The 15380-nt window shown below is 66.3% G+C and carries 14 protein-coding genes; 6 read left to right on the forward strand and 8 right to left on the reverse strand.

Features of this window, described 5'->3' with window-relative positions; all coding sequences use genetic code 11:
• Positions 1 to 25 precede the first annotated feature (25 nt).
• A complete protein-coding gene (locus ACFWB0_RS03375) occupies positions 26 to 769 on the reverse strand; it encodes a class I SAM-dependent methyltransferase (protein WP_378489012.1) in 744 nt (247 codons plus the stop codon).
• A 142-nt stretch (positions 770 to 911) separates the two neighbouring features.
• Here ACFWB0_RS03375 and ACFWB0_RS03380 point away from each other — a divergent pair, with 142 nt between their 5' ends.
• Positions 912 to 2903: a CocE/NonD family hydrolase gene (locus ACFWB0_RS03380; protein WP_378489121.1), complete on the forward strand. Its 1992-nt coding sequence runs from the start codon at positions 912 to 914 to the stop codon at positions 2901 to 2903.
• On the opposite strand, the gene ACFWB0_RS03385 is transcribed toward ACFWB0_RS03380, so the two are convergent.
• The 7 genes from ACFWB0_RS03385 to ACFWB0_RS03415 all read right to left on the reverse strand — a co-directional run bounded on the left by ACFWB0_RS03385 (position 2900) and on the right by ACFWB0_RS03415 (position 9729).
• Positions 2900 to 3082: a YbdD/YjiX family protein gene (locus ACFWB0_RS03385; protein ID WP_378489013.1), complete on the reverse strand. Its 183-nt coding sequence runs from the start codon at positions 3080 to 3082 to the stop codon at positions 2900 to 2902. The genes ACFWB0_RS03380 and ACFWB0_RS03385 overlap by 4 nt on opposite strands.
• The gene (locus tag ACFWB0_RS03390) at positions 3079 to 5397 is read right to left on the reverse strand and encodes a carbon starvation CstA family protein (RefSeq protein WP_378489014.1); all 2319 of its coding nucleotides are present in this window, start codon (positions 5395 to 5397) and stop codon (positions 3079 to 3081) included. Before ACFWB0_RS03390 ends, ACFWB0_RS03385 begins: the two co-directional genes overlap by 4 nt.
• A 127-nt stretch (positions 5398 to 5524) precedes the next feature.
• A complete protein-coding gene (locus tag ACFWB0_RS03395) occupies positions 5525 to 5794 on the reverse strand; it encodes a DUF2277 domain-containing protein (protein ID WP_054718315.1) in 270 nt (89 codons plus the stop codon).
• A gap of 124 nt (positions 5795 to 5918) precedes the next feature.
• Positions 5919 to 7067: an acetyl-CoA C-acetyltransferase gene (locus tag ACFWB0_RS03400; protein ID WP_378489015.1), complete on the reverse strand. Its 1149-nt coding sequence runs from the start codon at positions 7065 to 7067 to the stop codon at positions 5919 to 5921.
• Positions 7068 to 7076: 9 nt separating this feature from the next.
• Positions 7077 to 7685 (reverse strand): TetR/AcrR family transcriptional regulator, encoded by a 609-nt coding sequence (locus ACFWB0_RS03405; protein ID WP_378489016.1) that lies wholly within the window; start codon positions 7683 to 7685, stop codon positions 7077 to 7079.
• 23 nt (positions 7686 to 7708) lie between these two features.
• On the reverse strand, positions 7709 to 8524 hold the full coding sequence (locus ACFWB0_RS03410) for an SDR family oxidoreductase (protein ID WP_378489017.1): 816 nt from the start codon (positions 8522 to 8524) through the stop codon (positions 7709 to 7711).
• Positions 8521 to 9729, reverse strand: a complete 1209-nt coding sequence (locus ACFWB0_RS03415; protein ID WP_378489018.1) for an acyl-CoA dehydrogenase family protein — start codon at positions 9727 to 9729, stop codon at positions 8521 to 8523. Before ACFWB0_RS03415 ends, ACFWB0_RS03410 begins: the two co-directional genes overlap by 4 nt.
• Positions 9730 to 9773: 44 nt before the next feature.
• Between ACFWB0_RS03415 and ACFWB0_RS03420 the strand changes: the two genes are divergently transcribed.
• The 5 genes from ACFWB0_RS03420 to ACFWB0_RS03440 are packed head-to-tail and all read left to right on the forward strand — an operon-like array spanning position 9774 to position 15364.
• Positions 9774 to 11321 (forward strand): FadD3 family acyl-CoA ligase, encoded by a 1548-nt coding sequence (locus ACFWB0_RS03420; RefSeq protein ID WP_378489019.1) that lies wholly within the window; start codon positions 9774 to 9776, stop codon positions 11319 to 11321.
• The gene (locus ACFWB0_RS03425; RefSeq protein ID WP_378489020.1) at positions 11318 to 12187 is read left to right on the forward strand and encodes an enoyl-CoA hydratase; all 870 of its coding nucleotides are present in this window, start codon (positions 11318 to 11320) and stop codon (positions 12185 to 12187) included. The genes ACFWB0_RS03420 and ACFWB0_RS03425 overlap by 4 nt, the downstream gene beginning before the upstream one ends.
• On the forward strand, positions 12187 to 13347 hold the full coding sequence (locus ACFWB0_RS03430) for an acyl-CoA dehydrogenase family protein (protein WP_378489021.1): 1161 nt from the start codon (positions 12187 to 12189) through the stop codon (positions 13345 to 13347). Before ACFWB0_RS03425 ends, ACFWB0_RS03430 begins: the two co-directional genes overlap by 1 nt.
• Positions 13344 to 14318: an acyl-CoA dehydrogenase family protein gene (locus ACFWB0_RS03435; protein ID WP_378489022.1), complete on the forward strand. Its 975-nt coding sequence runs from the start codon at positions 13344 to 13346 to the stop codon at positions 14316 to 14318. Before ACFWB0_RS03430 ends, ACFWB0_RS03435 begins: the two co-directional genes overlap by 4 nt.
• Positions 14315 to 15364, forward strand: coding sequence for an acyl-CoA dehydrogenase family protein (locus ACFWB0_RS03440; RefSeq protein WP_378489023.1), 1050 nt, complete (start codon positions 14315 to 14317; stop codon positions 15362 to 15364). The genes ACFWB0_RS03435 and ACFWB0_RS03440 overlap by 4 nt, the downstream gene beginning before the upstream one ends.
• The last annotated feature ends 16 nt before the right edge of the window (positions 15365 to 15380 follow it).

A 15380-nucleotide genomic window follows, 5' to 3' on the forward strand; every position in this document is an offset into this window, starting at 1 on the left:
CGGAGCCATCGAGGCACAGCTGCGATCAGACGTTCCCGAGGCGCATGTGGATAGGCCACGCCACCTCCCGCGTGACCGCGGGGTCGCCCCACAGGAGCGTCATGTCCGCTGCGAATGACTTCAGCACCTCGGACTTTCCTGCCTCCGCGGCATTTCGGACCGCCGACCACGTCGAGATATAGCCCAGCATTCCATTCAGGTCCCACTGTCTACGGATCAACATGGGTGGGGCCGATTGCTCGTCGAACGGAAAGTCGATGTCCGCGTATCCACTGTCGACCAGCTGCCGTTCCTTCGTCCAGTACGGGCCGATCTCGTCACGATAGAAACGATCGAACCGGTCGACGAGCTCGGCATCGAGTTGCATCACCCCGTAGCTGACCAGCGCAAGAACAGCATCGTCGACCGCGACACGCCGCACCTCGCTGTAGAACGCCGAGCGATCGAACCAGTGCGCCGCCTGCGCCGCGGTGATCAGCCCGGCGCTACGGTCCCGCACGGGAAGAACCTCAGCGGGCGCCTGCACGTACCGGACCCGATCATGAGCCCGGGCATTCACGATCTGATCGACGCTGGGATCGATCCCGATCACCGCCTCGAAATGAGGTGCGAGCTGCACCGTCAGCTGGCCGCTTCCACACCCGACATCGACCGCGAGTTCGGTCGTCGGAGCAAGGGAAGCGAGGAACTCCGCGAGCTCTGCCGGGTATTCGGGACGAAACTGCGCGTAGGCCTGACCACCATGATCGAACCAATTCTTTCCCACCATCACGCTGCGAAAGATACATCCATGGTCATCCACAAATCGGCATAACGCCGTGTGCATATCGTTGACCTGGGAATTTCCGGGCGCTAACGTGCCTGAAAGCTGTTACTGCCGGTACGAGGGAATTCAAGTGAAATCACGTCTCATGAGCGCTGTCGTCATTGCGGCAGCCACCGCCACGACGATCGCGCTCGCGCCACCGGCCACGGCCGATCCGTCGGGTGGAGCCGATGCCGTCGCATGGCAGGACGCCGTCGACGCACCCGACGACTATCCGAGCACCGCAGTCGAGTGGGACGTTCCGATCACCCTCAGCGACGGAACCATTCTCCGCGCCAACGTGTTCCGACCCGCGAATACGGACGGAACACCGATCGACGAGAAGACACCGGTGGTCCTCAACCTCACGCCGTACACGAAACTCCTGTCGACGCTCGCCTCCGTCGCAATGGAGGATCCCACCCTCCAACCGCTCATCGAAGATCTCGGGACGATCCTGAATCTCGACGTCCCGTTCGACGGCATCACCGAGCTCGCCGCCCCCGCAGCACAGCTCGGACGCGTCTTCGGGCTCAACCGCGACCTCGTGCAGAACGGCTACACCCAGGTGATCGTCGACGTCCGCGGTACGGGCTTCTCCCAGGGTCAGTGGGACGTACTCGGACCTCGCGAACAACAGGACACCGTCGAGGTCATCGACTGGGTCGCGGCGCAGCCGTGGTCCAACGGCCGCATCGGCACTACCGGCGTGTCGTATTCGGCAATCAATCAGATCCAGGCCGCCGGACACCGGCCCGCCGAACTCGACGCGGTGTTCGCCGTCGAACCCGGCAACGACCTGCTCCGCGACATCGTCGGCACCGGCGGTGCGATCGGCGTCGGATTCATGCCGGCGTGGCTCGGCCTCGTCAACGGACTCAAATGGGTACCCGACGTCGAAGCGCTGTTGCAGGGCAGATTCGATGCGCAATGGCTCCGCGACCGCATGGCCGATCCGTTCACCAAGATCCCCGAACTCGTCGAAGCGCTCACCGCACCGACGATCGAGGGCGTCTCCCCCGATGCCCTCGAAGTCGCGCAGGACGGCTCGTTCTACCAGGAACGACAAGCCGATCTCGACGCTGTCGACGTACCCACCTTCGTGTTCGGCAACTGGCACGACATCTTCGCCAACAGCGAGCCCGATATCTACAACTCGATTCCGGTGGCGCCCGGCGACAAGCAGCTCGTGATGGGCGACGGATACCACGCCGTGCTCGGCGAAGACTTCGGCACACCCGGACACCCGCCGACGATGGCAGCATTGCAGCGCGCCTGGTTCGACCATTGGCTCGCGGACATCGACAACGGCATCACCGACTACGGGCCGGTGACCCTGCTGCAGCAAGGAGGCGGCTGGACCACCACCGACCAGTTCCCGCGCGCCGGTGTCGAATACGAGCGGATGTATCTGTCGATGCCCCAGAGCGGCACCGCAGCACACGCAGTCCACGACGGAAGCCTGCAACCCACCCCGCCCGACGCGCCTGCACGGCTCACCGTCGCACCAGGCCTGCGCGGGGTGTGTTCGAGAGAAGCCGCGCAGGGCACCGCGGGCCTTGCAGTTGTCCTCGGATCGAACTGCACGAAGGACGCACGGTTCAACGAAGCGGAGGGCCTGACGTTCACATCCCAGCCGATGGTCGAGCCGACAGCTCTGTCCGGGCCGATCAATCTGCACCTGAATACCGTCCTCGACAATCCGGACGGATTCTGGTCGGTGTCGATCAATGATGTTGCGCCCGATGGTCGCTCCACCGTGCTGTCCTCCGGGTCGCTGGTGGCGTCACTGCGGGCGATCGACGATTCGAAGAGCACGTTCACCGAGGCGGGCGACTACGCGCAGGCCCACCCGTTCCTGACGCTCGACACGCGCCAACCGGTCGTGCCCGGGCAGCCCACCCAGCTCGACATCAGCATGCTGCCCACCGACGCAATCCTGCAGCCGGGTCACCGCATCCGGATCGACGTGTACGCGTCGAGCATTCCGCGGTCGCTCCCGCTCGGTCCGATGCTCCACGACAGCAAGCTCGCACCACAGCATGTCGAACTCGATCCATCCACACCGAGTTTCGTGACGCTGCCTGTCGTGGGTTAGCAGCAGCGTGCGCCCGGGTTCGCATCGCTCGAGGCATGCCGCTCACGCCAGTACTCACGCTCTGTCAGGACGGGGCGATCCGGGTGCGTTCGCCGCTGTAATGCGGCATACCGCGCGTAGTCGTGGTCGCCCATCAACGCACCGACCCACCACCACGCTCGACGCACCGCGGTGATCACGACTTTTCCTCGTCGCGTTGATGCGCATGCTCGGGGTGAGCGCGCGCCGCACCCGGTGCACGCACCTTGCCTGCCGCAATGAGTTCGTCCCACTGCTTCTGCAGTTCACGCTCGGCCGGTGTGGGCACGAATCCGGCCGGAGCGAAGATCTTCGACGGCACATCCGGAGACTCGGTGGTGGGCATGCCGCCCTGTCGTATCGACCGGATACACACCACCACACCGGCGATCGCCACGATGAGCACGAGTACCGCGAACACGATCGACAGTGTGCCCTGGATGAACGTGTTGCGGATGACCGCGTCGATCGCCGCCGGCGAAGCCGCGGAGCCGAAACTGGTTTCGCCTGCGTTCTTCGCGTCGACGAAGGCATTGTGCTGAGCCCAGTAACCGACGGCACGGTCGCTGGAGAAGATCTTCTGCCACGACGCCGTCATCGTCACGATGAGATCCCACACCAACGGGACGCCGGGTATCCACGCCCACTTCAGCAGCCCCTTCTTGACCACGATGGTGAGGACGATCGTCAGTGCGATCGCGGCGAGCAACTGATTGGCGATACCGAACAGCGGGAACAGGGTGTTGATGCCGCCGAGCGGATCGGTGACGCCCATGAGCAGGATCGCACCCCACAGCGCGCAGACCACGAACGAGCAGAACCACGCACCGGGACGCCACGACGGATCCTTGAAACGCTTGGCGGCACCGCCGAAGTTGCCGAGGGAATCCGAGAGCATGAAGCGCGCGACACGGGTACCGGCGTCGACGGTCGTGAGGATGAACAACGCCTCGAACATGATCGCGAAGTGATACCAGAATGATTTGAGACTGTCGCCGCCGAACAGGTCGGACAGCACATTCGACATACCGAACGCGAGAGTGGGCGCACCGCCGGTGCGGGAGATGATCGAGTCCTCCCCTACGGCGGCCGCAGCACCGGCTATCTGCTCGGGAGTGATATCCGGCGAGGAGAGCCCGAGTCCGTTCACATAAGCGGCTGCGGTTTCGGGAGTGCCGCCGGTGAGTGCTTCCGGGGCATTGAGCGCGAAATACAGGTGCTGATCGATGATGCACGCGGTGACGAGCGCCATGATCGCCACGAACGATTCGGTGAGCATCCCGCCATATCCGATGAGGCGGGTCTGCTTCTCCTTCTCCAACATCTTCGGGGTCGTGCCGGACGAGATCAGCGCGTGGAACCCCGACAACGCCCCGCAGGCGATGGTGATGAACAGGAAGGGGAACAGCGACCCGGCAAAGGCGGGTCCGTCGCCGTCGATCGCGAACGACGTGACGTCGGGCATCTGGATCTCGGGCCGGGCAATGAGAATACCTATCGCGAGCAACGCGATGGTGCCGACTTTCATGAATGTCGAGAGGTAGTCGCGCGGGGCCAGCAGGAGCCAGACGGGCAACACCGACGCGGCGAATCCGTAGGCGATCATCAACCACGAGATCGTCACCTTCGACAGGGTGAACCACTCGACACCCCACTCGGTTTCGGCGACCCAGCCACCGGCGACGATCGCCAGGATCAGCAGCACGACTCCGATCGCCGAGACTTCGGAGACCTTGCCTGGCCGCAGGAAACGCAGATACACGCCCATGAACAGCGCAATCGGGATGGTCATCGCGATTGAGAACATTCCCCATGGGCTCTCGGCGAGCGCGTTGACCACCACGAGTGCGAGCACCGCAATGATGATGATCATGATGACGAAGACGGCGATCAGGGCGGCGGTGCCGCCGATGGGGCCGAGTTCGTCACGTCCCATCTGCCCGAGACTGCGTCCGCGACGACGCGACGAAATCCACAGCACCAGAAAGTCCTGGACAGCACCGGCGAAGACGACGCCGACGATGATCCAGATCGTTCCCGGAAGATAGCCCATCTGGGCGGCAAGCACCGGTCCGACGAGCGGTCCGGCGCCGGCGATCGCGGCGAAGTGATGACCGAACAGCACGCGCCTGTCGGTCGGCATGTAGTCCTTGCCGTTCTCCAGGACCTCGGCGGGTGTCGCGCGGTCGTCGCGCGGCTGCACGATCTTGCGTTCGATGAACTTGGCGTAGAACCGGTATGCGACCAGGTACGTGCACACCGCCGCGATGACGAACCACACCGCGTTGATGTTCTCGCCGCGGACCACCGCGATCATCGACCAGGCGAAGCCGCCGACGATCGCCAGGATCACGAAGACGATGCGCGCCGTGGCGGACATCGGAGTCCGGTCGACGACGCCGACCGGCGGCAGATCCGGTTCTGTACGCAGGTATTCGATATTCGCGTCGGTCTGCGGCGTCGGGTCGACGGCCATCTCGGCTCCTCACCAGAGCCGACGCGGAGCTTCGACCGATGCGCCGCGACAGCCCTCGACAGCGTGCACAGTTCTGGCCAGCGTCACGCTACCCGCGGACCGGAGAGCACGAACCGAAATCAGTGATTCAGCCGCGTGCCGCGATCCTCGCCTGCACTTCGGGACGACGCAGTGGTGGCACCGTCGGTGGTGGTTGCCGCCGCTCGGGGAGAAGGTCGAGCAGCCGGGTGGTGGTCGCGGTGACCTCCGCGACGGCCTGCTCGAACGGCTCCCGGGTGGCATCGGACAGTTTGTGGATTCCGCTGACCTTGCGGACGTATTGCCGAGCAGCCGCCTCGATTTCTTCGGCGGTCGCTACCGGCTCGAGACCGCGCAGCTCTGTGATGTTCCGGCACATGCCTTCGAGGTTAGACCTCGTCGCTGGACACGCACAGGAATCGCGCGCGCCCGTCGCCTTCGCGCAACTGCGAGGTGCAGCGGCGGGAAGCGACGGGCGGGCGGGAAGTATCGAGCAGGTGTCGTCAGACGCGTTCGATGATGGTGACGTTGGCGGTGCCGCCACCCTCGCAGATGGTGAGCAAGCCGTAGCGTCCACCGGTGCGCTCGAGCTCGTTGAGCAGGGTCGCCATGAGCTTGGTGCCGGTCGCGCCGAGCGGGTGGCCGAGCGCGATAGCGCCGCCGTTGACGTTGACCTTGGCCGGGTCGGCGCCGATCTCCTTGATCCATGCGAGCACGACGGGTGCGAACGCCTCGTTGATCTCGATCAGGTCGATGTCGTCGATCGTCAGGCCGGTCTTCTCGAGTGCATGCTGGGTGGCCGGGATCGGTGCGCTCAGCATGAAGATCGGGTCGTCGCCGCGGGCACTCATGTGGTGAATCCGCGCGCGCGGCTTCAGACCGTGCTTCTTCACTGCCTCGTCGGACGCGAGCAGCAGCGCGCTGGCGCCATCGGAGATCTGGCTGGCGACGGCCGCGGTGAGTCGTCCACCCTCGACGAGCACGTTGAGCGAGGCCATCTTCTCGAGGCTGGTCTCGCGCGGGCCCTCATCGGTGGTGAACTCACCGACCGGGACGATTTCCTTCTCGAAGCGCCCCTCGGCGATGGCCGCCTTGGCGCGCTCGTGGCTCTGCAGAGCCCACTGCTCGAGGTCCTCGCGGGTGATGTCCCACTTGTCGGCGATCATCTCGGCGCCCTTGAACTGGGACACCTCCTCGTTGCCGTACCGCTCGGCCCAGCCCTTCGACTCGGCGGTCGGCGTGGTGAAGCCGTACTGCTGACCGACGATCATCGCGGCGGAGATCGGGATCTGGCTCATGTTCTGCACGCCGCCGGCGATGATGAGGTCGGCCGTGCCGGACAGGATCGCCTGCGCCCCGAACTGGATGGCCTGCTGGCTCGAGCCGCACTGACGGTCCACGGTGACACCGGGCACGTGCTGCGGCAGGCCCGCGGCCAGCCACGACATGCGTGCGATGTTGCCGGCCTGGCCGCCGATCGCGTCGACGCAGCCGAAGATGACGTCGTCGACGTCCGACGGGTCGATGCCGGTGCGCTCGACGACGGCCTTGATGACGTGCGAGCCGAGGTCGATCGGGTGAACGGGAGCCAGGCTGCCGTTCTTCTTACCGATCGGAGTGCGGATCGCATCGACGATGTACGCCTCGGACATTGTTGCTCCTTATGCGGGGTTCGGGTTCGACAGTCCATCGAGAACGATGGAAAGGTACTGCTGCGCAACTTGTTCGACACTGAGCGCTCCGCCCGGCCGATACCAGCGCACCGCGACCCACACCGTGTCGCGGAGAAAACGGAAGACGACGTCGACGTCCACGTCGGGCCGGAATGCTCCCTCGGAGATGCCGCGTTCGAGTACCCCCGACCACAGTGTGCGGAACTCGGTGTTGAGTTCGGCGATGTAGGAGAACTTGTCGCCGTCGAGGTGCTTGGCCTCGTCCTGGTAGATCGCAACGGCCGCGTGCGATCGGTCGATCGATTCGTAGGACGTGGTGACGAGCGCTTCGAGGGTCGCGCGCGGGTCGAGGCCGGCTGCCACGATCTTGCGGTACCGATCGAACAGTTCGTCGAGGAACGCTCGCAGGATCTCGTCGACCATCGACTCCTTCGAGTCGAAGTGATGGTAGAGGCTGCCCGAGAGGATCCCCGCGGCGTCGGCGATGTCGCGGACCGTGGTAGCGCGGACACCGCGTGACGCGAAGAGGTCGGCCGCGATGTGGAGCAGTTCGGCGCGGCGGCCGGTCTTCGCTGAGTCGTCGCGAGGTGGGGTCATGGAGAGAAAAGCCTTTCGAACTATTAGGCCCGCTGCGAGGAGATCGACACGATCTCGCCGGTCAGGTAGGTGGTGTAGTCGCTCGCCAGCATCGCAATAGTCGCTGCGATCTCCCACACTTCCGCGGCACGACCGTACGCCTCGCCGGAGGCCAGCTTGTCGAGCAGTTCCTCGCTGGTGACCTTCGCGAGGAACGCGTGGCGCGCGATGGACGGTGCGACGGCGTTGATGCGCACGCCGTATTCGGCCGCCTCGATCGCCGAGCATCGGGTGAGGGCCATGACGCCGGCCTTCGCGGCAGCGTAGTGCGCCTGCGAATGCTGGGCCCGCCAGCCGAGGACCGAGGCGTTGTTGACGAGGACGCCGCCGTGCCCGGCCTCCTTGAAGTAGCGCAGTGCGGCACGGGTGGCGCGGAAGGTGCTGGTGAGGGTGACGTCGAGGACGCGATCCCACTGCTCGTCGGTCATGTCGACCACGGGGGTTTCACCGCCGAGACCGGCGTTGTTGATGAGCGTGTCGATGCGGCCGAGCTGTTCGGCGGCTCCGGTGATGAGCGCGTCGACCTGCGCGGTCGACGACACGTCGCACACGATGGAGTGCACCTGCTGCTCCGGGAACTCGGCAGCAAGCTTGTCTGCGGCCTCGCCGAGGCGACGCTCGTGGAAGTCGGAGACCAGCACGTCGGCGCCTTCGAGCAGGGCACGCCGGGCCGATGAGAAGCCGATGCCCGTTCCGGCGGCCGCGGTGACGACGACCTTCTTGCCGGCGAGCAGTCCGTGTCCCGGGGTTTCGACCGGAGGGACCGACAGGGGTGAAGTGGTCTGGGGCGTGGTGGTCACGGACGAGCCTCTCGGGGAAGGCCGAGCACCCGCTCGGCGATGACGTTGCGCTGGATCTCGTTGGATCCGCCGTAGATGGTGTCGGCGCGGGTGAACAGGAACAGCCGCTGCCATTCGGCGAGCTCGAGATGTTCCGGGTCGGTGATGTTCGACGGGGTGCCCGCGTGATCGTGGTCGGGGCCGATGAGCGATGCGGCGCCCTGGACCTCCATGGCGAGGGCGCCGAGGTCGCGGTGCCAGTTGGCCCACAAGAGCTTGGCGACCGAGGCCTGTCCGGGATCGGCGTCGCCGAGGGTGCGGAGGGCGTGGGCGCGCATCACGCGCAGCCCGACGCGGGCACGGGCGATCTTCTCGCGGATGTTGGGGTCGTCGAGCGATCCACTGGCCCGCGCGAGGTCGACGACACCGTCGAGTTCTCGTTCGAAGCCGATCTGCTGGCCGAGGGTGGAGACGCCGCGTTCGAAGGTCAGCAGACCCATCGCGACCTTCCAGCCGTCACCTGGTTCGCCGACGACGAGGTCGGCGTCGGTCACCGCGTCGTCGAAGAAGACCTCGTTGAATTCGGAGGTTCCGGTGAGCTGCTGGATCGGCCGGACGGTGACGCCGGGCTGATCGAGCGGGACGAGCAGGAAGCTCAGGCCCTGGTGACGTGTCGAGCCCGGTTCGGTGCGCGCGATCACGAACGCCCACTGCGCGACGTGGGCGAGGGACGTCCACACCTTCTGGCCGTTGATGATCCACTTGCCGTCTTCGAGCCGCGCGGTGGTCGAGACGTTGGCGAGGTCGGATCCGGCGCCCGGTTCGGAATAGCCCTGGGCCCACAGTTCGGTGACGTTGCGGATCCCGGGGAGGAATCGCGCCTTCTGCTCCTCGGTTCCGAACGCTATGAGGGTGGGGCCGAGCAGTTCTTCACCGAGGTGGTTCACGCGGGCGGGCGCGTCGGCCTTCGCGTACTCGGTGTGGAAGGTGACTCGCTCCTCCATGGTGGCGCCGCGTCCGCCGTATTCGGTGGGCCAGCCGATGCAGGTCCATCCGGCCTCGGCGAGGTGACGATCCCACGCGAGCCGCTGTTCGAAGAACTCGTGCTCGCTGCCGGGACCGCCCTTGCCCCTGAGCGCGGCGAACTCGCCGGTCAGGTTCTCCTCGAGCCACGCCCGCACGGTCGCCGCGTACTCGGTATTTTCCAGGCTCTCGCTCTCTTGCACGTCTGTACGATAACCTACCAAGCAATTGCTAGGTAGGGAGCTCAGTGAAGACACATCCGAGGACCACGCCGGCCGCCCTCGCCGACGCCGCCGGCACCCGGCCGGACCGGCTCGCGATCGTCGACGGCGACAGCCGACTGACCTTCGCACAACTGCACACCCGCGTGCGGGACTTCGCGGCCGCGCTCGTCGCCCGCGACATCGAACCCGGTGCGCGCGTCGCGATCTGGTCACCCAACACGTACCACTGGGAAATCGCAGCTCTCGGTGTGCACTGGGCAGGCGGCGTCGTCGTTCCCATCAACACCCGCTACACCGGCAGCGAAGCGGCCGAGATCATCGAACGAGTGAATGCCGCAGCGCTCGTCGTCGCAGGCGAGTTCCTCGGCACCGACCGCTACGCGCAGTTTCGCGAGGCCGCACCGGATCTCGCCGTGCCCACGGTCGTGCGGGTCCCGGTGGGCGGGATCGACGCTCCCGCCGACGGCGTCCTCGACTGGGACGACTTCCTCGCCGCCGCCACCGACACCTCCCGCACCGAGGCAGACACCCGCGCCTCAGCTGTCGGGCCGGATGACATCTCCGACATCCTGTTCACCTCCGGCACCACCGGCAAGAGCAAGGGCGTGCTCAGCGCGCACCGGCAATGCATCGGGGTCGCGCAGGCATGGGCAGAGTGCGCGGAACTGACGGTCGACGACAACTATCTGATCATCAACCCGTTCTTCCACAGCTTCGGCTACAAGGCCGGGTTCGTTGCCGCCCTGCTCGCAGGCTCGACGGTGGTCCCGCTCGCTGTGTTCGACGTCGAGAAGGTCATGGCGATGGTCTCCGAGGAGAGCATCAGCGTCCTGCCTGGCGCGCCGACCATCTACCAGGGCATCCTCGACCACCCCCGCCGCGGCAACTTCGACCTGAGCAACCTGCGGATCGCCGTCACCGGCGCCGCGCCCGTTCCGGTCTCGCTCGTCGAACGCATGCAGACCGAGCTGAACTTCGACGCGGTGCTCACCGCGTACGGGCAGACCGAGGCCGTGGTCGCGACGATGTGCCGCACCGACGACGACCCCGTCACCGTGTCGACCTCGTCCGGACGCGCGACCGCCGACTTCGAGGTGCGCATCGGCGACAAGGACGAGATTCTGCTGCGCGGCCCCAATGTGATGCTCGGCTACCTCGACGACCCCGAGGCCACCGCGAAGACGATCGACTCCGACGGCTGGCTCCACACCGGCGACGTCGGCACCCTCGACGAGCGCGGCTACCTCGACATCACCGACCGGCTCAAGGACATGTACATCAGCGGCGGATTCAACGTCTACCCGGCCGAGATCGAAGCGACACTGCTGACCATGCCCGGCATCCACGAAGTCGCGGTGATCGGCGTCCCCGACGAGCGCATGGGTGAGGTCGGCCGGGCGTTCGTGGTCCCGCTGGACGGAAGTTCGCCGACCGAAGACGACGTGATCGCGTATTCCAAAGAGAAGCTGGCCAATTTCAAACGGCCGAGGTCGGTGCGATTCGTCGACCACCTACCCCGCAACCCATCCGGCAAGGTCCTGAAGAACGTTCTGCGTGAGGAGAAGTCATGACCGTCCCATTCGAGCCCGATGTCGTCACCTACGAGGTGCGTGACGGCGTTGCCATCGTCACTCTGAACCGGCCGGACTACCGGAACGCGCAGAACTCGGTGATGACCTACGCTCTCGACGCCGCTTTCGAGAAGGCAGTCCAGGACGACGAGGTGAAGGTGATCGTGCTCGCCGGCAACGGCAAGCACTTCTCCGCAGGCCACGACCTCGGCACCCCCGGCCGCGACCACCACGTGCACTACGACAACAAGGCCGTCATGTGGTGGGACCACGTCGACAAGCCGGGCGGCGACCAGCGCTACGCCCGCGAGATGGAGGTCTACCTCGGGATGTGCCGCCGCTGGCGGGAGATCCCCAAGCCGACCATCGCGATGGTCCAGGGCGCCTGCATCGCCGGTGGCCTCATGCTCGCGTGGGTCTGCGACCTCATCGTCGCCTCCGACGACGCGTTCTTCTCCGATCCCGTGGTACGCATGGGCATTCCGGGTGTCGAGTACTTCGCCCACCCGTGGATCCTGGGCACCCGGTTCGCGAAGGAGATCCTCTACACCGGCGACCGGTTCACCGCGCAGCGTGCGTACGAGGTGGGCATGGTCAGCCGCGTCGTCACGCGTGACGACCTCGAGACCGAGACGCTCGCACTGGCCGGGCGCATCGCCGAGATGCCGCGATTCGGTCTGGCCCTGACCAAGCGCGCCGTCAACCAGTGCGAGGACCAGATGGGTATGCGCAACGGCATGGACTCGGTCTTCGGTCTGCATCACTTCGCGCACTCCTACAACGCCGAGGTCGGCACCGATTCGCTCGGCGGTATGGATGCCAAATCGATGGCGGCAAGCGCCCGTCCGGCCGAGGGGAGCAAGTAGTGGATCTCGAACTGGACGCCGCTACCCTCGCCTTCCGCGACGAAGTGCGGGCGTTCCTCGCGGAGAACGTCCCGAAGACCCCCCTGAAGTCGATGGACACCGCCGAGGGCTTCGAAGAGCACCGGCAGTGGGAAGCACTCCTCGCCGATGCGCGCTTGTCCGTCGTCTCGTGGCCCGAATCGCTCGGTGGCCGCGACGCGACGCTCGAACAGTGGGTCGTGTTCGAGGAAGAGTACTACCGCTCGGGCGCACCCGGTCGGGTGAGCCAGAACGGCATCTTCCTGCTCGCCCCCACTCTGTTCGAGCACGCGAAACCCGAACAGCTCGAACGCATCATGCCGCGCATGGCACGCGCCGACGACATCTGGGCGCAGGCCTGGTCGGAACCCGAATCGGGCAGCGACCTCGCGTCACTGCGCTCGACCGCCACGAAGGTCGACGGCGGCTGGCTGCTCAACGGGCAGAAGACGTGGAGCTCGCGGGCGTCGTTCGCCGACATGGGCTTCGGCCTGTTCCGGTCCGACCCGGAAGCCCAGCGCCACAAGGGCATCACGTACTTCATGTTCGATCTGCGTTCCGAGGGCGTCACCGTCCGTCCGATCGACCAGCTCGACGGCGAACCCGGCTTCGCGGAGATCTTCCTCGAGAACGTGTTCGTCCCCGACGACCCGTCGAAGCCCGGCGAGTCCGGCGTGATCGGTGAGGTCAACGCGGGGTGGCGCGTTGCGATGAGCACAGCGTCGAACGAGCGCGGCCTGTCGCTGCGTGCGCCCGGACGGTTCCTCGCCACCACCGACCGGCTACTGGCGCAGTACTCGAAGTCGCCGCTCCACGGCGACGCGGCGCTCCGGAACAAGGTCGCCGACGCGTGGATCGGTGCCCGCGCCTACGAGCTGTCGACGTGGGGCACGGTCACCCGGCTCACCAACGGCGGACAACTCGGCGCCGAATCGTCGATCAACAAGGTCTTCTGGTCGGAGTGGGACATCGCAACCCACGAGACCGCCCTCGACCTGCAGGGCGCGCACGCGGAGATCGTCGACAACTGGACCGACGGCTACCTGTTCTCACTGTCGGGCCCGATCTACGCCGGCACCAACGAAATCCAGAAGAACGTCATTGCTGAGCGGCTGCTCGGCCTCCCGAAGGGTGACCGATGAGATTCGCACTCGATGAGTCCCACGAGGACTTCGCGTCGAGCATCGACGCGCTCCTCACCAAGTCCGACATGCCCGCCGTCATCCGCGCGTGGAACACCGGCGACACCGCGCCCGGCCTGAAGGTGTGGCAGCGGCTCGCCGAGACCGGCGTCAACGGGCTGCTCATCACCGAAGAACATGACGGTCTCGGCGCCGACGCGGTCGATCTCGTCGTCGCGCTCGAGCAGCTCGGCAGGCATGCCGTTCCGGGTCCGGTCGTCGAAACTGTCGCGGTCGCACCGACTTTGCTCGCAGCAGTCGCCCCCGAGCGTCTCGCGGCACTGGCAGCGGGGTCGCTTGCGACGGTCGCCGCGGCGCCGCACACGCCGTTCGCGGTCGACGCCGATTCCGTCGATCTCGTCCTGCACGTCGACGGAGAGGCCGTCTCCACGGCCACCGCGGGTGAGCAGCACGCGTCGGTGGATCTCGCGCGTCGCCTGTTCGAGGTGTCGCCCGGTCAGGCCCTGGGGTCCACCTCGTTCGACGCAGCCTTCGACCTGGGCGCACTCGCGACCGCCGCGCAGCTGCAGGGCCTCGGCCGGACATTGCTCGACACGTCCGTCGAGTATGTGCAGCAGCGCAAGCAGTTCGGCCGCGTCATCGGTTCGTTCCAGGCGATCAAGCATCACCTCGCCGACGTCGCTGTGGCGCTCGAGATGGCGCGCCCGCTACTGCACGGCGCGGCGCTCGCGGTGCGGGACGGTCTACCCACCGCGTCGCGCGACGTGTCGGCCGCGAAGGTCGCGTGCGGCGACGCCGCCTACCTCGCGGCACGCACGGCACTGCAAGTGCACGGCGCGATCGGATACACCCAGGAATACGATCTGTCGCTGTGGATCACCAAGACACGCGCACTCGTCACCGCGTGGGGCACACCTGATTTCCATCGCTCACGCGTCGTCGCAGCTCTCGAGAGCGGAGTGGCGTCGTGACGTTCGAAACCGAGGACCGTGCGGCACTGCGGGAGTCGGTGCGCAACCTGCTCGCGAAGCATTCCGACTCCGCGGCGGTTCGCAAAGCGATCGACACCCCTGACGGCTACGACCCGGATCTGTGGTCGCGGCTCGTCGAGCAGGTGGGGGTCGCGGCGCTCGCGATTCCCGAGGAGTACGACGGTGTGGGCGCGTCGTGGGCCGAAACCCACGTCGTGCTCGAAGAACTCGGTCGCACACTGACTCCGTCCCCGTTCCTCGGCTCGGCCGTGCTCGCCGCGCAGGCGGTGTTGTTGTCCGGCGACACCGACGCCGCAGCGCGGCTGCTGCCGAGCATCGCGGCCGGCGAGGTCGTTGCAGTGTGCTGGGCGTCGGAAGCGGGATGGCATCGGCCCGGCGTGGTCGCCGACGGCGACGTGCTCACCGGCACCGCCCACTACGTCCTCGGCGGCGACATCGCCACAACCCTGCTCGTGATCGCCGCCGACGGTGACACGACAGCGCTGTTCGAGGTGGATCCGACGGCCGACGGGGTAGTCCGTCGCAGGGTTCCGACGATGGACCCCACCCGCACGCTGGCGGAGGTGTCGTTCTCTGCTGTGTCCGCGCGCCGGTTGTCGTCGACCGACGATCTGGTGGAGCGACTGCGGACGGCGGCGGTGATCGCGGTCTCGGCCGAGCAGGTGGGTGCCGCGCAGGCAACACTGGATCTGACGGTCGAATACACGAAGAACCGCAAGCAGTTCGGGCGCGTCATCGGCTCGTTCCAGGCACTCAAACACCGCATGGCCGACATGTACGCGCTCGTGGAGACCGCGCGATCCATGTCGTACGCGGCGGCGCTGTCGCAGGATCCGCAGGATGCCTACGCGGCGAAGATCTACTGCTCCGAAGCGTTCGAGCAGGTCGCGTCCGAGGCGGTGCAGCTGCACGGCGGCATCGCGATCACGTGGGAACACGACACACAGTTGTTCTTCAAGCGCGCACACGGAACCGCGCAGCTGTTCGGGCAACCGCGCGAGTATCTGCTCGCCGTCTCTGCCTGACTGCGCTAACCTGCCG

Source organism: Rhodococcus sp. NPDC060086 (assembly GCF_042730275.1).
Taxonomy (GTDB): domain Bacteria; phylum Actinomycetota; class Actinomycetes; order Mycobacteriales; family Mycobacteriaceae; genus Rhodococcus.